Source organism: Dethiosulfovibrio peptidovorans DSM 11002, from assembly GCF_000172975.1.
Taxonomy (GTDB): Bacteria; Synergistota; Synergistia; order Synergistales; family Dethiosulfovibrionaceae; genus Dethiosulfovibrio; species Dethiosulfovibrio peptidovorans.
The window spans coordinates 286,990-307,447 of sequence record NZ_ABTR02000001.1; the positions used below are offsets into that span (position 1 = coordinate 286,990).

Genomic DNA, 20,458 nt, shown 5'->3' on the forward strand with positions numbered 1-20,458 from the left:
TTCACCTTACCTCGAAAAAACTATCTCTTGAGGTTCAGAAGCTCCTCCAGAACGGAATCGCTGGTGGTGATGACCCTGGCGCTGGCCTGGAAACCTCTCTGGGTGGTTATAAGATCGGTGAACTCCTCGGTTATGTCGACGTTGCTGTACTCGAGAGAGCTTCCTGCTATGGTTCCCGCTCCTTCGACCATGGCGTTGACGATGGACGGATCGCCGGAGTTTATCGATTTGGAGAAACAGGTGTTACCGGTTTTCACCAGCCCCTGGGGGTTGGCGAACATGGCAAGGGCCATCTTGTAGAGACCTCGATTCTGACCGTTGTCGTAGATCCCCACTATCGTTCCATCGTTGGAGACGGAGAAATCCTCCAATATCCCCATACTGTAACCGTTCTGAGTATAGGGTTTTGTGGTGAAGGCCGATCCGTACTGGGTAACTCCCTCTATCTCCTCTTTATCGAAAGACTTGCCGGAGAAGTCCAACACCACGTCGGCATCGTCGGCCCCTATGGCGGAGAAGCCTATGGAGATGGTGTTCTCGCCGCCAGAGAGCAGCTTACCCTCGGAGGAAAACCTTATGACTCCCTTGTTGTCCGAGAGTTTGAGCTCCGGTTCGTCCGGCAGGAAGGCCTCCCAGCTCCAGGCGTTGCTACCTACCTTTTTCCAGACAACCTCGAGGGTATGCTCGTTGCCGAGACTGTCATATATGGTGCCTTTGCCCTCGTGGACGCTGTCGGATCCCTCCCTTATCGAAGAGACGGGATCTCCACCGTCGGTTCCGTCGTAGGTGAAGATCAGCTTGGACGAATCGGTGGGAGAGGGCTTGATAGTGACATTCGCCCCGCCAGCGAAGCTGGAGGCAAACGTAGCCCCGGCACCACTAGCACTTGAATACTCGGAAGTAGCGGGAGCAAAGGTAACATCGCCAGCAGTGAGATCCATGTTAAAAGCCGTCATAACCCCCATATCGTTAGGTCCCCAGAGGGTAACAGTATCTCCATAATTACCGACGGTACCATCGCTGCTACTGTAATCGACCAGATATTGAGCTCCGTTTATCTCGGTGGTCTGGAAGTTGAAATCGCTGTAGGTCCATGTAGTCTTGCCTGTGTCCTCGTTCACGAGGGACAAAATCCCCTTCTCCGGGTTATAGACAACTTCGTGATCCTGAGCAATCACCGCAGTATCATCATCGGGATCCGAAGCAGATAAAGAAACGGTATCAGGACTCGGTTGAAGGATGACGTTACCGTCCTCGGAGACCCCTTTAAATGCCAGGTTTATCGTAGTACTTCCACCAATAACGCTATCGGCTAAGTCAAGTGTAATAAAATCGGAAATAGTAGTTCCCTCTTGAAATCTATAGGTTATATCAGCGGTAGCAGAGGTTCCATCTGTCGAAGTTACCGTGTAAGCAGGGGTAACGGTCGTATCTCCCTCTTTATTGACCCCGCTGTTGCTGGTGGCTGGTCCTATTATGGGGCTGACGTTACCCCGGAAGTTGAGGGCCTTGCCGGAGCTGTCTATCTCCAGGAAGAGGCTTACGGGATCGGGAAACTGGCTGTCCTCGCCGGTGGTCATCTTGAGGGTCGAGTCCGGGTCGAAGAGGCCGTCCTCGGTCTTGAGCACGTTCCACTGGAAGTAGTCTACCTGAGAATCACCGGAAGACTCCTCCTTTCCCTCTCCCCAGAGCCGCACCTGGGCCTTGTTGCCTATCTCGGTTATCTCCGCCAGATAGGTGTGGGTGGTTCCGGTGCTGTCGTCTATGCTTACGGCCTGATAGTTCATGTATGCGCTCATGGGGATGGAGGTTCCGTCTATGGAAAGCTCTCCCTTGGCGGCGTCGTAGTTTACGGTGTGGCCGGATGACCCCACAAGCTCCAGCTTGGGATAGTAGGTGGATTCGTCGTGGCTGCTCTGCTGCACTCCCTCAAAGCTGAAACGGAGGGTCTCGACGCTACCGTCGGCTTCGTTCTCCAGCCTTATGTTTATGAAGTCCGATACGTCCTCGCCTTCCGCCACGCTGATGGTGTACTCAGAGCCGAGTATCTCCGAGGAGAACTTGACCCCGTCGGGTATGCCGAGAGGAAGATAGGGATCCACCCGACTGTCCAGGTTGCACCTGTAGCCAACGGTCGAGGTGGCCTTGGCCTCCATTTTTCTACCTATGGGTATGTTTATGTCGCTGAGCTCCGAGCCGGTGGAGATCACTCCGTCCTCGTCAACGGTCATCTCGTTGCCCTGAACCCTGTAGCCGGTTCCGGACATGGCAAGGTCGGAGTTCGAGTCCAGCACGAACTGACCGGCCCTGGTGTAGAGGTTTTCTGCTCCGTTTCTTACGACGTAATACCCCTCGCCCTGGATGGCCATGTCTGTCCTGTTGCCGGTCTGGGACACGGTTCCCTGAGTGTGTATCGTCTCTATTCCGGCCACCTGAACACCTAAGCCTACCTGCTTTGCGTTGACCCCTCCCACGTTTCCGTCGGGAGCCATCGCTCCTCTCTCGGTCTGAGAGAGAAGGTCCTGAAATACCACGGTGGACTTCTTGAATCCAACGGTATTTACGTTGGCGATGTTGTTACCCACCACGTCCAGTCTTTTCTGGTGCGCCTTGGCACCGCTTACTCCGGTCAAGAGAGACCTCAACATAGAAAACGACCTCCTTTAAACTTTTGAGAGATCGGCAGTCCGTTGCCTGGCTCTCCATCCCGCCTTCCATGGTGGGGCTTCAATTCCGTCATCTTACAGAAACTCATTGCCGTATGTTTCAAGCGCTTTCCGTTCCCGGAAGGGCCACGGAGATTATTCTGCTTATGTCTGCCTCGGAACCGTCGGTCATCTTCAGTACGACCGATCCGTTTTCATGGGATATGGACTGGACTATACCCGTCTTTTCCTCCGTCAGCTGGTTGCCCTGGTCGTCCTGATAGGCATGAGAGTAGGTTACCTCGAACCCTATGTAGCTCACGGCGTTTCCGAGCTGTAGAGAGAGCATCTCCTCCATGCTGCTATTCATGTTCATGAGCTGTTCAACCGTGGTGAACTGGGAGAACTGGGCCGCCATTTCGTTGGTGTCCATGGGCTCCAGAGGATCCTGGTTTTTCAGCTGTTCTATGTAGAGCTTGAGAAAGTCGTCCTTGTCCATGGCGCTTTTTATCTCCCTCGACTGACCGGCGGTGTAGCTGGAGGACGCCGAGGAATAGGGGTTTACCGTAGTCATAGCGTATCCGACCTCCCTGCCTAAGTTTTTAGGCGTACCACTGGAGCATCCCTCGCTCCAGGTCTATCCGGGCTACAGTCACTATAGACTCCTCCGGAACATCGTCGTCCTCATCTGTCCTTCCTCTTCTGCCCTTGACGGACTGTATCGAGTCTCTCCAGGGAGAACGTCTGTCGTCTCCCTGACGAACGTCGACGTTTACCGACGAGGCGCTGATTCCCTGCTGGGCCAGCATGTCCTGGAGAAGGGGTATCTGAGGCTTTATCATGTCCCTGACCTGGACGCTGTCGACCTTGAAAGAGGCCTCCATCCCCGACGGGGTTACGTGAACCTCCACCTCTACTCTGCCCAAGGCAGGAGGGTCGACCACTATGGAGGCTCTCTGGGTGCCGTCCGAAGCGACCTGCCTCACCACCTGTGCCAATCCCTGGGGCAAAATTTCAGGACCTCTGCCCGGGAGGGGAACGTTGCGTGTAGCCGTTTGAACGTTGGTTCCGGCAGTTCGAGAGCTGCCAGGGCCGTTCAGTTCCCCGGCTGAGCGCAGCGATGGATCGACTCCCTGATCCTTACCTGTGTCCTCTTTGCCGTAGGATCTCATGTCGTTTTGGGCGATAGGTTCCTTTTCGTTTTTATCGGTCGACTTCGAGATACCCTCTGAATTTTTTTCGGCGATTTCAGCCTCGTCCTGTACCATCGGCAGAGAGTTTTCTTCGTCTTTTTTGACGTACGATAGCTGATCCTTCCGGTCGGAGTCCTCAGGAGACCAGCTGGAGGCAAACAGTGCGTTCGGACCGGCGTTTTTTTCCGTCTCCGGCTTTTGCGACTCCGTGTCGATCGTGACGACATCTTTCGACGTATCCGAAGGGGCATCGGTCGACTTCGGCTTCGAAGCTGCCTCCGGAGACCGCTGAACCGGCTCGGCGGTCTTTGCGGCAACATCTCCATCGACCCAAGTCCGGACTGTTCCGGAGGTGTTTTTTTCCGGCTTCGCAATCTCGGAAGCCACGGCCTGGGGCCCCTGCGTTTCTGGCCCTGCCGGAGGTGCTACGTCGGCCCTTTTAGATGTTGCCGTCTCGAATCCGGTATCGCTGGAAGTCCAAGTTCCCGGTTGTTCCATGGATACGACCTCAGCTTTACCCGAACCGAGAGGCGATCCAGCTGAAACTGTAGCTCCCTCCGCCTTCCTTGAGACGGTTCCGTCGACTTTTGGATTTTCCCTCTGGCTCTGGACCGAAATCTCTGGTTTCTCGGCTACGACGGAGGAAGCGTAACCACCGTCTGCCGCTTTTTCTGTACGTGCAGCCTTAACGGTCTCATAAGCCACCGTCTCGGAAGCCACGGTCTGGGTAGACTGCGTTTCTGGCCCTGCCGGAGGTGCTACGTCGGCCCTTTTAAGTGTTGCCATCTCGAATCCGGCATCGCTGGAGGTCCCAGTTCCTGATTGTTGCCTAGATACGACCTCCGTTTTACCCGAACCGAGAGGCGATCCAGCTGAAACGGTAGCGCCCTCCGTCTTCCTTGAGACGGTTCCATCGACTTTTGGATTTCCCCTCTGGCTCTGGACCGAAATCTCTGGTTTCTCGGCTACGACGGAGGAAGCGTAACCACCGTCTGCCGCTTTAAAGAAAGAGAAAACTTGAGTTCGGGGCTCCGCTGTTTCCGGAGCTACGGTCTGAGACGTTACGGTTTCAGAACTTACCTTGCCATCGACCAGAGTCCGGACTGCGCCGGAGGTGGCTTCTTCCAGCTTGGCAGTTTCGGAGACCACTTCCTTGGTGCCCTGCGTTTCTGCTCCTGCCGGAGGTGCTACGTCGGGCTGACTTTGAACCGCACCGAAAGAGGGTCCTTCCACTTTTGAAGTTTCCATCAAGGCTTGGACTGGAGCCATTGGCTTCGCCGTTTCCGTAGTCTCTACCTGGTGGGGTTGCTTTTCGGACGGAACGTCGGCCTTCGACACGGACAGGTCTAGGTCTATTTTCGGAATGCTCTTTAAGGGACCGAGAGGGCCTATGAGGTCGTTTAAAAGGGCGTCCACGTTTTCCAAGACGAAGGCGTCGTCCTTCTCGCCATCCAGAACCTCTTCTGTGGCACCATCCGAAGCTACCTGGGAAACAGAAGGTTCCGCCTGGGTTATGACCAGGGAACCGACGTTTTTTCCGGTGGGGTCGACGAAGGACGGTATGTTTAGGCGGTTTTCCCCTCTGGAGTAGGAGTCCAGTTGACCTACTACCTCCGACACGGAGGCGGCGGTCGATCCGACGTCTTCGCCGCCGGGTTTCATCGACGGTATCGAGTCCTCTCGATATAGAAGCTCCTCGAACTTGCCGGTGTCTTCCGACGAGGAGTTTTTCGTCACACCGAAAGAAAGGACCTCCGACTTGACGGAGCTTTTCGGAGGATCGCCTCTTTTGGATGACTGAAACAGGTTTTCGGCACCGATAAGCATAGCCTGATTCACCTACCGTTTCTTCGAGGCCAGCTGTTCCGTCAGCCACGCCGCTTTCGCCGCGTCCATGCGGCCAAGTATCTTAGCACTGTCGTCTTCGGGTAGAGCCCTCAGTATTTTAACCGCCAGAGACGGGTCCAAGCTCTCTACTATCTTTGCCGCTCTACGGGCCGATATCTCCTGATAGGTGCGAACTACTCTCTCGAAATCGGCTTTTTCGATCTCCGAAAGCTCTTTCTCCGATTCGGGTTTCTGGTCCATGGAGGCTATCCGAGCCTCGGCTAACTCCAGGCTGTCTTTCCTGGCGGAGAGGTCCGAGGAGAGGGCTTTCAGCCTTCGTTCCATTTCGTCCAGCGAGAGTTCTTTTTCAGTCAGACGGTCCTCCCAAAGGCGAAGTTCGTACCGCCGTCTTTCCTCCACCGTCATGGTGTAGACCTCCGGAACGTCCATAAGGTCCGAGAGCTGATCTCCCACGTAGGGAAGTTTGGGCACTATGGAATACAAAAGAGGCCTGGCGTCCCAGACCCCGCTGAACTGAAGCCCTATAGCCGCTCCGGCCACCCCTACGAGGAGGAATAACAGGAGCATGAGTCTGCGAAGTCCTTTCGACTCGGGTTTCTTCTTTTCTTTACGCTTTCCTTTTCCCTCGTCTATGGGATCCTGTACGTTTCTATCTTCAGCCATATCGGACCTCCGTTATCCTCTGTAGAGTCCCAACACCTTGCGGACGTAGTTTTCCGTCTCCCTGAAGGGCGGTATTCCTCCGTAGGAATCGACCCTTCCGGGACCTGCGTTGTAGGCTGCGAGGGTTTTCTCGAGGTCTCCATTATATTTCTCGGACAACCGAGACAGATACTTGACGCCGCCCTCGATGTTCTGAACGGGGTCGTCCGGGTCGACACCAAGCATTTTAGCGGTGCCCGGCATGAGCTGCATGAGCCCTACGGCCCCTTTCGGGGAGATCGCATCGGGACGCCAGGCCGATTCCACCGAGATAACCGAGTGGACGAGTCTTTCGTCGACGCCGTAGCGTCGGGCTATGGCGGAAGCGGTGTCTTTGAAGGAGTCTCCCGAGGAGGCGACCATGCTTCTGACTATGCTTCCGGCCCCGGAGAGCCCGTCGTCTCGAAGGTTCGAGCTTTCCTTGTCCTTCGACTCGACCGCCTTATTGCCCTCCGCTTCCTTTAGGGCGGAATCGAAGTCGACCGATGAAGGAGGCGTCTCGATTCCCATCTTACGGCGGAGGTGACCTATACGCTCCATCACCTCCCGGATTCCCTGAAAGTCCGGTCCCGATATGTGTCTCATCTTCAGCCCCCCTGGACGAGCTCAGTTTTTTCCTCTGCGATTGTGGAGCATCCCGGCGATCTCGTCTACGGCCATCTGCTCTTTTCTCAGACATTCCTTTTCCCACTGAAGCTCCATCTGCAAAAGGTAGGTCTCCACTTTACGGACGTCCCTGTGTTTCTCCAGCAAAACGGCCTCTACTGCCTCCATCTTTTTTCTCAACCTCAGGACCTTTACTATTCCCTCTTTTATTCGGTCCTCCGTTCGTGAGATGTCCTCGCTTCCGATACGAAGACCCTCTATGGTCACGTTTCCGCTGGCTATGTTCTCGAACCGGCGCATATATTCAAGCTTTTCGTCTCTTAGTTCTCTGAGATGGCCCAGAAAGGCCTCTTCCTGTCTCTTAAGATCAGCCAGTTCTTTTCTGACCAGGTCTCTCGCCGTTTCCTTGGCCTTAAGGATTTTCCGGAATCGATCTATTCTGTCCTTCAACGACCGGTCATCCCCTTAGAGGCTATGGATGAGATTATTCCCACCGTTTCCTCGAAGGAGGAGGCTTCGCCGATTCCCTGACGAAGAAAGGCTTCTACATCTCCCAAGTTGTCCAGGGCCCAGTCCGCTCGGGGATTGGATCCCTTATGGTAGGCTCCTATGGCGATAAGGTCCTCCGCCTCAGCGTATCTGGCCAGTACTTCCCTGATCCTTCCGGCTCCGTCAAGGTGTACTTTGTCGACTATGGAGGGCATGACTCGGCTGACGCTGTTGAGAATGTCTATGCAGGGATAGAAGTTTCTGGCCGCTATCTTTCGGGAGAGGACAACGTGTCCGTCTAAAATGCCCCTGACCGAGTCGGCCACTGGCTCGTTCATGTCGTCTCCCTCCACCAAAACGGTGTATATGCCGGTTATGCTTCCCCTGGTTCCCGCACCGGCTCTCTCCAGTAGTCTGGGAAGGAGGGCGAACACCGAGGGGGTGTAGCCTCTGGTAGCGGGAGGTTCCCCCACAGCCAGTCCGACCTCCCTCTGGGCGTAGGCCACCCTGGTGACCGAGTCCATCATCAAGAGCACGTCTTTGCCCTGATCCCTGAAATACTCGGCAACAGCCGTGGCGGTAAAGGCCGCTTTGAGTCTGACGAGTGGAGGCTGGTCCGAGGTCGCCACGACTAGGACCGATCTCTTTAGTCCTTCCGGCCCCAGATCTCTCTCTATGAATTCCCGAACCTCTCGACCACGCTCTCCGACCAGGCCTATCACGTTTATCTCCGCCTCGGTGTTTCGGGCCATCATACCTAGAAGGGTGCTTTTTCCGACTCCAGAACCGGAGAAGATACCTATTCGCTGCCCCCTGCCGAGGGTCAGAACTCCGTCGACCGCCCTGACCCCTACCGGCAGCGGTTCCGATATGTTCTGTCTTCTCAGGGGATGGGGAGGGGTTGCGTAGAGAGGGTAGAATTCACTGGAACCGACCGGACCTTTTTCGTCCATAGGGCGTCCCAGTCCGTCGAGTATCCTTCCCAACAGTCCGGAACCTACGTTGACCCCCAGAGGACGACCCATGGATACGACCTCGCATCCCGGACCTATGTCTCGCAGCTCTCCGAGGGGCATAAGAAGGACCCGATCGTCTCGAAACCCCACGACTTCGGCTTCCAGATTTTTTCGTCCCTTTCTGAACCTTATGTCGCAGAGATCGCCGACCCGGACATCCGGCCCCTTGGACTCGACCACAAGTCCGACGACTTTCGTGACCCGTCCGTTGACCCTGACCAGGTCCCTCTGAGATAGCCTGGAATCCAGTGAGTCCAGAAGGTGTCTGAAATCAACGGTCTTCGTCATTGGACATTCCCTCCATCAGGACTCCCTCTACCTCCACTCCGATCTGCTCCAACTGAGTGCGCCATCTGGCATCGTATATGCCGAGGCCGGTCTCGACTATGCAGCTTCCCTTGTCGACCTCGTCGTCGGCCATGAACTCTATGTTGCGGATCCCTCGGACAAGGTCTCCGAAGTTGCCCCGTTGGGACTCTATCAGATCCAGATCGTCCGGGTTCAGGTAGACCCTGAGGTCCTCTTTTTCGCTGGCTCTGGACAAAAGTCCTTTGAGAAGACGAAGAGCCGCCTCCTGATCGAAGGCAACCTCTCGGATCAGAAGACGAGACAACACCTTTTGCCAAAGTCGTACCAGGCGATAGGGGTTTGCCGCGAGAAGCTCCTCCAGGTTGGTCTGTATCTGCTTGTGGACTCCGTTGAGGAGGTCGATGGTTCCGGATAGTTTTTGCTCCATCTCGGACCTTATCTTCGCTTCGAGCTCCTCTCTGCCCTCAGTGAGACCTTTTTCTCGCCCCTCGGAAAAACCCTTGGTCCTGCCTTCTTCGCAGGCCTTTTTACCGTCTTCCTCGACCTTGGCTCGAAGTTCGGCAATCTCCCTCTGCCTTGCAGCCTCTTTTTCATCGCATTGGGCTTTGAGAGATCGCAGACTCTCCTCGGAGGCACGAAGACGATCCTCTAGGTTCTCGCAGGAGGATCGCCAACGTTCCACCTCCTCTTTTAGGAGCCCCACCTCTCCGATGTTCTCCGATTCAACCTCGGAGTTTTCAGGTTCTACAGGAGCCATCCCTATCCGGACCGCCTCCGGCACGAGCCGAGCGGCACGGATAAGACGGCGACGAGAAGAATCAGACAATCAGTTCTTCCTCCCCGCCTCTGGCTATGACTATCTCTCCGGCGTCCTCCAGAGCACGGACGACGTTGACGATCTTCTGCTGGGCCTCCTCCACATCCCTCACACGGACGGGGCCCATGTACTGCATGTCCTCTGTGAGCATATCGGCCGCTCTCTGAGACATGTTCTTGGTGAACTTGGTCTTTAGATCCTCCGTAGCACCCTTGAGTGCAAGGCCAAGGTCCTTCATCTCCACCTCGCGGAGTACCCTCTGGATTGAGCGGTCGTCCAGTCCGGAGATGTCCTCGAAGACGAACAGACGGCGTTTGATCTCCTCCGCCAGTTCCGGATCGTTTTCCTCCAGGTTCTCCATGATGTTTCTCTCCGTTCCGCGGTCGACACGGTTGATGATCTCCACCACCGAGTCGATGCCCCCTGCCATGGTGAAGTCCTGGCCGATGATGGTGCTGAACTTCCTCTCCAACACTCTCTCCACCTCCCGGAGGACCTCCGGAGTTATACGGTCCATCTTGGCGACCCTTTTGGTGACCTCGGCCTGCATGCTGGCAGAGAGTCGGCCTATTACGGCAGCCGCCTGTTCCGGAGTTAGGTAGGACAAAATGAGAGCTATCGTCTGAGGATGCTCGCCCTGTATGAAGCTTATCAACTGCTGAGGATCGCTGTGGCGCATAAAGTCGAAGGGTCGGACCTGAAGACTGGCTGTGATCCTGGTGAGAAGGCTTTGAGCCCTTTCGGGTCCGAGGGCTTTTTCGAGGACCTCCCTGGCATAGTCGACGCCGCCCTGGGCCATGTATTCACGGGCCAGTATGATTTCCTGGGCATCCTTCAGGACGGCCAGCCTCTGTTCGGAGGAGATCTTCCTGAGGTTGGCTATTTCCAGCGTAAGTACCTCTATGCTGGTCTCGTCCAGGTTTTTATAGGTTTTGGCGGCAACTTCGTTGCCAAGGGTAACCATGAGAATGGCTCCTTTTTGCTTCCCCTTAAGCTGCCTGGAGGACATTTCCTTCGCCATGTTCAGACACCCTTTCGATCGATCAGTCCTCGACTATCCATTCGCGAATAAAAGCCGCAAATTCTTCCGGATTGTTCAGCGCATAGTTCCGGATCTGCTCCTCCAGGACGGCAAGCTCTCCCTGGGCTTCCATGGCCCCCGGAGAGGATAGGAGGTCCTGAAGGCTGGGGACCTGTCCGGCATCCTCGGCCCTCCTGGCGGCATCGAGAGACTTTCTTCGACGGCGCCTGCGATACCACATGAACAGGGCGAGGGCCAGAAGTATAAGCAGAATTCCAAGCAAAGTGACGGCGGCGACTATCTTCTGCCGTCTCTCCGCTGCCAGCTGTTCGGCCATTCGGTCCGCCAATGTCGTGGAGAATTTCATCGACTGGATAGCGATCTGATCTCCTCTGCCGGAGTCGAGGCCGATGGCGGGGGCCACCAAGGCCCGAATGTCCTCAAGCTGTTCCTCCGAGAGGTCGCCGTCCACCAGGACCGAGGCGGTTAGACGCCTTATGGAACCGGGGGTCTCGACGTTTTCCGATTCGTGAGTCGTTATCTCGTAGTTGGTTACCGTGTCCGTCTTGTTGTATTCGCCTACGCCACCTGCACCTGTGTCTATGGCATAACCGGGGATATTGGTGGTGGTTCCAGGAGCTCCTCCGGTCGGGCCACCGGGGCCGACGTAGCTCTCCTCTGTGTTCTGTTCGCTTCGGACCACTCCCTTGCCGGTGGGACCGGGAATATACTGGGTGGAGGCGTTTCTCTTCTTGTCCAGGTCGAGGTCGACCTTTATGCGGACAACCACGCTGCCTGGGCCGAAGACCCGTTCCAGCATGGCCCGGACTTTACGCTCCATCTCCTTTTCCTGCTGTCTCTCCAGTTCCCTCTGGACCGATGATACGGTTCGCCCTGCTCCGTCGGAATAGATGAACATGTCGTCCTCTATGAGGTCCGACAATACGTTGCCATCGGTATCCACAACCGTCACATCGTCCGGCTGGAGCCCCTCCACGCTGTGGCTGACGAGATGGACGATCGCCTTTATCTGCTCCGGGTTTATCGAGGCTCCCTGATGTATCCGGACAAGGACAGAGGCTGTGGCTGGCTGCTGCTGCTCCAGGAAAAGGTGGGGCTGAGGAATCACGATGTTTATCTTTGCGTATTCAACGCTGTCTATCTGGGCCACCGTTCTGGCCAATTCGCCTTCCAGCGCCCTGACGTAGGTTATCTTCTGCTGGAATTCGCTCATGCCCATCTGGACATCGTCGAAGATTTCGTATCCCTTGACACCGCCTTTGGGCAACCCCGCTCTGGCCAGTTCAAGACGAACCTCGTATACGTGCTCTTCCGGAAGAAGTATGGCATTCGCTCCGGGATCGAGTCTGTAGGGGATCTTGTTTTCCTTGAGATAGGCCACTATGGAGGCCTCGTCCTGGATCTCCAGTCCAGAGAACAGAGGCTCCCAGGATTCCCGACCGGATAGGACGACAAGGGCTATCAGGCCAAAGAACACAAGCGACACTATTCCCACCAGAGTGGCCTTCTGCCACCTCTGGAGGGACGACCAGAGAAGCCCTATTTTATTTTTTATCTCTGAAAGACGTTCCATATCAATCTATCATACTGCCATTCTGCTCAGTTGCTGATAGGCATCGACCAGTTTATCCCTGACCCGGACCAACAGCTGAAAGGCCAGAGATGCCTTTTCTACCGAGAGAGTGACCTCCGAGACGTCGTCGACGTCGCCCAGCGATAGCCTCTGAACCATGGCATTCGAGTCCATCTGAAGCTCGTTCACTCCGACAACCGCTTCCTTAAGCGAATCCTCGAAGGAACGTGCCGGAGCGGCGACTTCTGGGCTTTTGAAGACGTTACCTACGTCACTGCCATGCATTTTGGAAAAATCTATGCGAATGCCGTCCACGATTCACACTCCTCCTCAAATCTGAAAAAATCCAACTGGTCCATTCTACCATGAGAGTAACTAGACTCTAGGTAATCCAGTCCCTTACTGCCTTAATTATAGTAGGTCTTTAGCCTCATAGGTAGAGATGAAAAAAGCCGCCAAGAAGGCGGCTACAAAGCACAAAAGGGATATCAAAGCTGATTGAGAACCTGGACTTTTTTAACCAGTACGTAGATTCGACCGCTTCCCAAAGAAGACCTGAGCTCTCCAGCAACCCATATGGGGGTGTTCTCCTCCTGAGCTTCCAGCCATCGGATTATCTCGGGATCGAAGGCCCTCATCCTGAGATAGTCGACCCTGTCGCTTCCGTCCATGTCGCGGTATTCCCTCTTCAGGGAGAATTCGAAATAAGAACCCAGCCGGTTCTCTCCTCTTGTGTCCCCCTTTACAAAGTGGAGAACCCCCGAAAGGTATATGTCGTTGACTAATCTTTCCATCCCTTTTCCTCCTCGAAATTCGTCGTGACTAGCTTATATTTTCGCCCTTCGGCGTCCTCTTCTTAAGACCAAGATATCACACAAAGGGTGTCGTGGGCAAATGGAAACCCCGGTTACTTCAGGGCCTTCTCCATGACGACGCTCAACTGACGGCCGAACTCGGCAGGATCCTTTAAGGTTCCTCCTTCAGCCAGTACGGCCTGTCCGTATAGCACGGAACAAAACGGTCGAAGCGATTCTTCGTCGCCCTTCTCCAACATGGAGGCCATACTCTTGAGAACGCGATGACCCGGGTTGATCTCAAGCACCCTTTTTACATCTGGAACCTCCTGCCCCATGGCCTTCATGATCCTCTCCATCTGTGGGGTAATGTCGTCCTCGTCGCCGACGAGACAGGCAGGAGAGGACGTTAGCCGAGAGGAGACCCTGACGTCTTTTATCTCCTCTTTAAGGCTGTCTTTGATGAAGTCGAGCAGTCCTCCCAGATCTTTCCTGGCTTCGTCGTTTTCCTCGTCGACCGCAATCTTGGCCACGGAGCGAAGCTCCTTGTCACGGAACGATGCTCCCTGGACCCACATTTCGTCCACAGGGTCGGCAAGAAGAAGCACCTCCTCACCCCTCTCCAAAAGCGATTCAATGTGAGGAGATTTTCTTAGAACCTCGACGGATGGTCCGGTTATGTAATGGATGACGTCCTGTCCTTCGGGCATACGGTCTACGTATTCGTCCAACGTAGTGAGTCTTTCCGAATCGGTGGAGGAGAAAAGACAGAGCTTCTTGACGGTCTCCTCCTCTCCTTCGCCCTGGATCAACCCTTCCTTGAGGACCACACCGAACTCGTCCCAAAACTTGAGATACTTCTCTCGATCTTCCTTGAGCATCTTTTTCAGGGTCTGAAGGGTCTTTCTCGCCACGCTTTTACGGATCAGCCTGACCTGCCGATCCTGCTGGAGAATCTCCCTGGATATATTGAGGGAGAGGTCTTCCGAGTCAACTACTCCCTTGACGAAACGAAGGTAGCCCGGCAGGATCTCGTCGCAGTCGTCCATGATGAAGACCCTTTTTACGTAGAGATCGATCCCCTTTCGTCCCTCCCTCATGAACATGTCGTAAGGGGCTTTGGGGGGGATGAACAGTATGCCGTGCATCTCGTTTACACCCTCGGTGGAGAAGACTATCCTCGCTAGAGGATCCTGCCAGTCGTGGGCGACGTGACGGTAGAACTGTCGGTATTCCTCGTCTGTGACCTCGTCCTCCTGACGCATCCAGAGGGCTTTCATGGAGTTCAAGGTCTCGTCCTCCAGCACCTTGCCGTTGTCGTCCTTGGGTTTCTCGACCTGCATTTTTATGGGATAGGAGACGAAGTCCGAGTAGGTCCGAACTATCTCACGGATAACCCATTCGGAGGTGTAGTCCTTCATTCCGTTTTCCGGATCGGATTCTTTTAGATGAAGGGTGACAGTGGTTCCCGGTATGGGGCGATCCGCCTCCTCTAGCGTGTAGGTTCCGTCTCCGGATGATTCCCAACGCCAGGCCTTCTCGGATCCGGCCTTTCGAGTTAGAAGAGTTACCCTGTCGGCCACCATAAAGGCGGAGTAGAATCCGACTCCGAACTGGCCTATGAGCATCTCGGCGGCGTCGCCTTCCCGTTTTTCCTTCAGCCTATCCAGAAATTCCTTCGTTCCAGATTTAGCTATGGTACCGATGTAGGACACGATTTCGTCTTTGTCCATCCCTATTCCGTTGTCCGATACGGACAGGTTGCGGTCCTGCTCGTCCCTGACTATGCGGATGAAGGGATCCTTGGCATATTCGCTAAGGCCGTGGTCCGTCAGAGATTCCAGGTGAAGCTTGTCCAGCGCATCAGATGCGTTGGAGATGAGCTCTCGCAAAAAAATGTCCTTGTTCGAGTAAACCGAGTAGATCATCATGTCCAGTATCTGCTTGGCCTCGGTCTCAAAACTGTGGGTCTCTTTTACGGTACTCATCCCGATTTCCTCCTTATTGCGTAATTAGCCTTTTATTTAGAGACTGCGGCGGCGTTCCTCCGCATGGTCCCCCTATATGACATTATCTTCGAGACATATCTGCTGCTGTTGGCACCGAGATACCTGTGCAGGGCTTTCTCAACGTTGCCTCCTGTGCTCTTGAGATAGTTGGAGAATATCCAGGTACCGACCAGTATGTTGTTCCTGGGAGACATCAGGCTTTCGGTGTTCTTTATCCATGGGAAGGTTTGAGCTATTGACTTACGATGAACCTTCCAGTATATCTGCATAAGTCCGTAGGCGTAGCGAGATCTTGCTCTGGGACGGACCCTGGATTCCTTGACTATCATTCCGGCGATCAAAGCAGGGTCGTTTATCCCGTATTTATCGCAGGCCTCTATTACGTAACCGGCATATTCCAGCGCCTTCGCCCAGGATACCTCGCCGTTGTAGTGTCTGAAGCCCTTCGCTATGGCTCTACGAAGCCCTTCCTTCGAGGAAGCCTCTTTCTCCCGAGTCTTGAACTGAGAGGATGAACGATACTGCTCTCTTATGTATTCGTCCAGAGCCTTGGCTTTTTCCATGTGGGACATCGCCCATCCCGCAGTCGATGAATACAGAAGGACGCAAAGGACCACTAAGACGGCCGATCTTATTCGATGGATCATACATATCACTCTCCGTGTTTTTTGATATTTCCAAGGGTTTGATTTTACAGGACCTTTTCCTAAGGGGCAAGAGAAGAGGAGAGGCCCCTAAAGGGGCCCCTCCGAAGAGTCCATAGTCATCCCTTGAGAATATCAAGAGCGCCGGTCCACATGCTTTTGGCCGAGGTGGTGACGGCCAGGTTGGCCTCGTAGGCCCTGCTGGCCACCATCATATCCGCCATTTCCCTGACCACGCTGACGTTGGGCATGGCTACATAGCCTTCCTGGTCTGCGTCGGGATGGTCGGGCTGATAGACCAGCCTGGGAGCGGTGGTGGTGTCTTTGGCAATCTCGACCACCTTTACTCCGCCCTTGACCTTGCCATCTTCTCCGATCTCGTCCAGTATCTGCTGGAACACCGGAACTCTCCTGACGTAAGGCCCTCCTTCCGGCGTTCTGGAAGAGTTGACGTTGGCCAGGTTCTGAGAGATGGTGTCCATCCAGAGTCTATGGGCGGTAAGCGAGCTGGCAGCTACGTCTATCGACTTGAAAACTCTCATTTTATCTCTCCTATCCTCCCATGGCCGTCTTGTAACCCGATACTTTTTTGGAAACCAGGCGGGTCATGGCTTCGTAGCCCATCTTGGTCTCAGCCAGTTTTGCCATCTCGATCTCGGGGTCGACGTTGTTCCTGTCCAGCCGATAGAGTTGATCGGGAATTCTGTCCTCTCTGGGAGTTACCTCCTCAACCGATCTGGCGTGGGTCGTCATGTGTTTCGGGTCGGTGGTCGCCATGGGCAGTCTCTTAGGCCCGTTGACGATATCGTCCAGCTGATCCTCGAAGGAGACCTCCCTCCTGGCATAGCCGGGAGTGTTGGCGTTGGCCAGGTTTTGGCCTACGGAACGAAATCTATGAGCCAGCCCCTGAAGATCCTTTTCCATCACCTTCCAGGTTAGATCGAACACGATACCACCTCCGTTTGTTTTACACTCCGATTTCCATCCCTAGCTCCTCTATGAAGAGGGGACTCAATATCTTGATGAAGGTGCCTTTCATACCGAGGCTCCTGCTCTCTATTATACCGGCACTTTCTAGTTTTCGCAGGGCATTTACTATAACGCTTCTGGTAACTCCGACTCTATCTGCCACCTTGCTGGCTATTACGACACCCTCGAAGGCGTTGAGCTCCTTGATTATGTGTTTTATCGACTCCACCTCGGAGTAGGAGAGAGCCCTCATGGCCATCTGAACGACCAGTCGCTCCCTGGCACGCTCCTCGATTATCTTGGTCCTCTCGTGGAGGATCTCTATACCGACCAGAGTGGCGAGATATTCGGCCAGAACGAAGTCCTTGGTCCTGAAGGTCTCGGCGAAGCGGACCAGCATCAGGGTTCCCAGTCTCTCGGCCGCACCATATATGGGAACGAAGAGAGCGTCCTTCTCCGGCTCGGAGCTCTTCTCCTCAGGGTCGTCGAACATATAGGCGTCGGACTTGCTCATGAGGCTTTCCCTCTGTTGGTTGAGCCGCTCGATGAAACTCTCCGGCATATAGCCGGTCTCCAGGAAGGACGCTATGGCCTCGGAATGGTACTCGCTGACCCAGGAATGCCCCAGTATCTGGCCGTCTCGACTCAGGATGTATACGTTCGCGGTGGAGAACTCCCCTAAAAGCCTGGCCAACTTGCTGTAGTCCGGCTTGGTCCCCTCTCTGCGACTCTGAAGAGCCCTTCCGACCAATCTGGTCTTTTCGAGCAGATCCTGCATCTCTTCGGAGTTAGAGACTATGTTATCGTTTACCTTTTCCATTCAAAAACCCTCCTTAAATTATTGCCGTTCAAAAACGGAGCTACGCCGGACGCATGAGGCTTAAAGTAGATAACGTCTGACGTCGCTGTCTTTCACCAGTGGTTCCAGACGATCTTTTACGAAAGATCCATCTACGGTGAAGGTCTCTCCCTTGCGTTCGGGGGCCTCGAAACTTATATCCTCCAGGAGCTGTTCGACCATTGTGTGAAGTCGCCTGGCTCCGATGTTTTCCATCTCCAGGTTCATCCTCTCGGCCAGGGAGGCGATCTCTCGGACTCCCTCGTCCTCGAAGACAAGATAGACTTCCTCCGTCTTCAGGAGGGCTTCGTATTGTTCTATGAGGCTATGCTTGGGCTCGGTAAGTATCCTGGCCAGCTGGGCTTTATCAAGAGCCTCCAGCTCCACCCTTATGGGGAACCGGCCCTGAAGCTCCGGCACCAAATCGGACGGTTTGCTCTGATGAAAGGCCCCGGCGGCTATGAAGAGAACGTGATCGGTGGATACCTGGCCGTGTTTCGTCTGGACGGTGCATCCCTCCACGACGGGAAGCAGGTCTCTCTGCACCCCGTCTCGACTGACGTCATGCCCCCCTCCACCGCTCCCCTTGGAGACTATTTTGTCTATCTCGTCGACGAAAATTATTCCCTCTTCCTGGGCTTTTTCCATCCCCATTCTGGTAGCGGCCTCCACGTCTATGAGCTTCTCCGCTTCCTCGTTCTGGAGGACTCTTAGGGCATCTTTTACCTTCATCGTCTTTCGCTTTTTTTTCTTGGGCATCAGGCCACCCAGCATCTCGCCGAGGTTTATGCCCATCTCGTCCATTCCTGCTCCACCCATTATGGGAATTCCCATCTGGGGAGATTCCTGGATCTCTATCTCGACCTCGCGGTCGTCCAGTTTCCCCTGGGCAAGCAGGTCCAGAAGCTTGGAACGGGTGGACTGACGCATTCTGTCTTCTTCGGGCGTCTCCTGCTCCTCTTCCTGTGAGTCGTCCTCTCCGCTCATTCCCTTGATGACGCTCATGAAGGTGGGCATGCCTCCGGAACGAGTTTTTTTGCCGGGAACCAGGAAGTCGACCACTCTATCCCGGGCTCTTTCCATGGCGGGAGTCTGAACGTCCTCGAGCATCCTCTTTTTGACCATCTGGATGGCAGTCTCCACCAGGTCTCGGACCATGGACTCGACGTCCCGTCCAACGTATCCGACCTCGGTGAATTTGGTAGCCTCCACCTTGACGAAGGGCGCGTTTACCAGCTCGGCCAATCGCCTGGCGATCTCAGTTTTCCCGACTCCGGTAGGGCCTACCATGAGTATGTTCTTAGGAGCGACTTCCTTGGCCAGTTCGGGATCGAGCATCCTTCTACGAAAACGGTTCCTAAGGGCTATGGCCACCGCCCTTTTGGCTTTATCCTGACCGACTATGTAGCGGTCCAGGTAGCTGACTATTGCGGAAGGGACCAAGGTGGATCCGTCTTCTACGAACATTACAGCACCTCCATGGAAATCACGTCATCGGTATAAATGCAGATGCTGGAGGCTATCTCGAGAGACTTTCTGGCTATTTTATCTGCATCCCAGCCGCTGCATTCCATATAGGCCCTGGCGGCCGCGAGGGCGTAGGCCGATCCGGATCCGATGGCAGCCGCGTCATGCTCCGGCTCTATGATGTCGCCGGCTCCGGACAGGAGTATAGTGTGGGACCTGTCTGCGACCAACATCATGGCCTCCAGACGGCGAAGCATACGATCAGTACGCCACTGTTTGCCCAGCTCGACGGCGGCTCTCATAAGGTTTCCTCCATGTTCCTCAAGCTTTTTCTCGAAAAGCTCGAGCAATGTCATGGCATCGGCGGTGGAGCCGGCAAAGCCGGCCAACACTGTTCCGCCGTGAAGACGACGGACCTTTACCGTGTTGGATTTTATTATCTGGTTTCCCAAGGTCATCTGGCCGTCTCCGGCCATGGCGACCTTGTCTCCCTGCCTGACGCAGAGAATAGTAGTTCCTTCGAACATTTAAGCGTCACCTCCAGCCCTAGGATGGGCCGATTCATAGCTCTTCTTTAGATGCTGAGCGGTTATCCTGAGGTATCTCTGGGTGGTCGTGAGATGTTCATGCCCCAGGAGTTCCTGTACCACCCTCAGGGAGGCTCCTCCCTCGAGCAGATGGGTGGCGAAACTGTGTCTCAACGAATGGGGGGTAACCCCATTTACTCCTGCCTTGGCTGCAGCGGCCACGACTACCCTGTGGACCGTTCGAACCGTCAGGCAGCCCCTTTTTTTACCTGGGAAAACGTATTCGTCTCCCGGCATGGACAGGGCCCTGAGTCCCGTAAGTGCCCTCTGAGCCATGGATCCAAAGGGAACCGCTCTTTCCTTGGAGCCCTTTCCCATGACCTTAAGCCACCGTTCCTCTATCTCCACGTCCTCCCAACGAACCGAGACGACCTCAGCTACCCTGAGGCCGCATCCGTACAGCAGCTCTATCAGAGCACCGTTTCGCAAGCCCTGTTCGTCGTCATCGTAGGCACAGTCGATCATCCTGGAGACCTGTTCGACCGACATCGCCCGAGGAAGGCGATCGGATCTTCTAGGACCTCTGACCCTGCCGGAAGGGTCCTTCTCTATGACTCTCTCCTCGAACAGGTACTTCATAAGGCTTTTTATGGCGGACAGTTTTCGTCCCACCGACGCAGGAGCGAAACCGTAGCCGGAAAGGGACCTTACGAAGGCCCTAATCTCTCCGGTGGCTATGTCGGACACGTCCGAAACGCCCTGTGTCTCCAGGAATTCGGCGAATTGCGCCAAATCGACTCCGTAATTTGTAATCGTATGCTCTGATAGACCTGATGTGTTCATACGATCTAGAAATCCGTCTATAGCGGAATATATCTGAAGACTCATTTGGTTATTCTACCATCTCCTCGAAGAAACAACACCAACTTTTCAAAAGACACAGAAAAAGAGGGCTCTTGCCCTCTTCCAT

General features: G+C 54.8%; 20 protein-coding genes. All 20 read right to left on the bottom strand.

Annotated features, from left to right (window positions below):
• Positions 1-20: 20 nt before the first annotated feature.
• The 20 genes from DPEP_RS12550 to DPEP_RS13170 all read right to left on the bottom strand — a co-directional run bounded on the left by DPEP_RS12550 (position 21) and on the right by DPEP_RS13170 (position 20,376).
• Positions 21-2,648: a flagellar hook-basal body complex protein gene (locus DPEP_RS12550; protein WP_005658965.1), complete on the bottom strand. Its 2,628-nt coding sequence runs from the start codon at positions 2,646-2,648 to the stop codon at positions 21-23.
• A gap of 118 nt (positions 2,649-2,766) precedes the next feature.
• On the bottom strand, positions 2,767-3,219 hold the full coding sequence (locus DPEP_RS01475) for a flagellar hook capping FlgD N-terminal domain-containing protein (protein WP_005658967.1): 453 nt from the start codon (positions 3,217-3,219) through the stop codon (positions 2,767-2,769).
• Positions 3,220-3,247: 28 nt separating this feature from the next.
• Complete coding sequence (locus DPEP_RS01480; protein WP_198003014.1) at positions 3,248-5,677, bottom strand: flagellar hook-length control protein FliK; 2,430 nt, start codon at positions 5,675-5,677, stop codon at positions 3,248-3,250.
• Entirely contained in the window at positions 5,678-6,349 is a 672-nt protein-coding gene (locus tag DPEP_RS01485; RefSeq protein ID WP_005658972.1) for a MotE family protein, read from the bottom strand. It abuts the gene before it with no gap.
• 12 nt (positions 6,350-6,361) lie between these two features.
• On the bottom strand, positions 6,362-6,973 hold the full coding sequence (locus DPEP_RS01490) for a lytic transglycosylase domain-containing protein (protein ID WP_005658974.1): 612 nt from the start codon (positions 6,971-6,973) through the stop codon (positions 6,362-6,364).
• Between the two features lie 21 nt (positions 6,974-6,994).
• Positions 6,995-7,444 carry a flagellar export protein FliJ gene (locus DPEP_RS01495; protein WP_005658976.1) on the bottom strand — a complete coding sequence of 150 codons (450 nt, stop codon included), beginning with the start codon at positions 7,442-7,444 and terminating at the stop codon, positions 6,995-6,997.
• Complete coding sequence (gene fliI, locus DPEP_RS01500) at positions 7,441-8,787, bottom strand: flagellar protein export ATPase FliI (protein ID WP_005658978.1); 1,347 nt, start codon at positions 8,785-8,787, stop codon at positions 7,441-7,443. The genes DPEP_RS01495 and fliI overlap by 4 nt, the downstream gene beginning before the upstream one ends.
• The gene (locus tag DPEP_RS01505) at positions 8,771-9,634 is read right to left on the bottom strand and encodes a FliH/SctL family protein (protein WP_005658979.1); all 864 of its coding nucleotides are present in this window, start codon (positions 9,632-9,634) and stop codon (positions 8,771-8,773) included. Before DPEP_RS01505 ends, fliI begins: the two co-directional genes overlap by 17 nt.
• A complete protein-coding gene (gene fliG, locus DPEP_RS01510; RefSeq protein ID WP_040382292.1) occupies positions 9,627-10,646 on the bottom strand; it encodes a flagellar motor switch protein FliG in 1,020 nt (339 codons plus the stop codon). Before fliG ends, DPEP_RS01505 begins: the two co-directional genes overlap by 8 nt.
• 22 nt (positions 10,647-10,668) lie before the next feature.
• A complete protein-coding gene (gene fliF, locus DPEP_RS01515; RefSeq protein WP_040382294.1) occupies positions 10,669-12,240 on the bottom strand; it encodes a flagellar basal-body MS-ring/collar protein FliF in 1,572 nt (523 codons plus the stop codon).
• 9 nt (positions 12,241-12,249) lie between these two features.
• The gene (fliE, locus tag DPEP_RS01520) at positions 12,250-12,555 is read right to left on the bottom strand and encodes a flagellar hook-basal body complex protein FliE (protein ID WP_005658986.1); all 306 of its coding nucleotides are present in this window, start codon (positions 12,553-12,555) and stop codon (positions 12,250-12,252) included.
• Positions 12,556-12,728: 173 nt separating this feature from the next.
• Complete coding sequence (locus DPEP_RS01525) at positions 12,729-13,034, bottom strand: hypothetical protein (RefSeq protein ID WP_005658988.1); 306 nt, start codon at positions 13,032-13,034, stop codon at positions 12,729-12,731.
• Between the two features lie 113 nt (positions 13,035-13,147).
• A complete protein-coding gene (gene htpG, locus DPEP_RS01530) occupies positions 13,148-15,022 on the bottom strand; it encodes a molecular chaperone HtpG (RefSeq protein WP_005658990.1) in 1,875 nt (624 codons plus the stop codon).
• A 32-nt stretch (positions 15,023-15,054) separates the two neighbouring features.
• Positions 15,055-15,690 (bottom strand): transglycosylase SLT domain-containing protein, encoded by a 636-nt coding sequence (locus DPEP_RS01535; RefSeq protein ID WP_005658991.1) that lies wholly within the window; start codon positions 15,688-15,690, stop codon positions 15,055-15,057.
• A gap of 116 nt (positions 15,691-15,806) precedes the next feature.
• Positions 15,807-16,229: a flagellar basal body rod protein FlgC gene (flgC, locus tag DPEP_RS01540; protein ID WP_005658992.1), complete on the bottom strand. Its 423-nt coding sequence runs from the start codon at positions 16,227-16,229 to the stop codon at positions 15,807-15,809.
• Between the two features lie 10 nt (positions 16,230-16,239).
• Positions 16,240-16,635 (bottom strand): flagellar basal body rod protein FlgB, encoded by a 396-nt coding sequence (gene flgB / locus DPEP_RS01545; protein WP_005658993.1) that lies wholly within the window; start codon positions 16,633-16,635, stop codon positions 16,240-16,242.
• 19 nt (positions 16,636-16,654) lie between these two features.
• Positions 16,655-17,476, bottom strand: coding sequence for a GTP-sensing pleiotropic transcriptional regulator CodY (codY, locus tag DPEP_RS01550; RefSeq protein WP_005658994.1), 822 nt, complete (start codon positions 17,474-17,476; stop codon positions 16,655-16,657).
• A gap of 60 nt (positions 17,477-17,536) precedes the next feature.
• Entirely contained in the window at positions 17,537-18,961 is a 1,425-nt protein-coding gene (gene hslU / locus DPEP_RS01555; RefSeq protein ID WP_005658995.1) for an ATP-dependent protease ATPase subunit HslU, read from the bottom strand.
• On the bottom strand, positions 18,961-19,488 hold the full coding sequence (hslV, locus tag DPEP_RS13165; protein WP_005658996.1) for an ATP-dependent protease subunit HslV: 528 nt from the start codon (positions 19,486-19,488) through the stop codon (positions 18,961-18,963). The genes hslU and hslV overlap by 1 nt, the downstream gene beginning before the upstream one ends.
• Positions 19,489-20,376, bottom strand: coding sequence for a tyrosine recombinase XerC (locus DPEP_RS13170; RefSeq protein ID WP_040382296.1), 888 nt, complete (start codon positions 20,374-20,376; stop codon positions 19,489-19,491). It lies immediately after the preceding gene.
• Between the last annotated feature and the right edge of the window lie 82 nt (positions 20,377-20,458).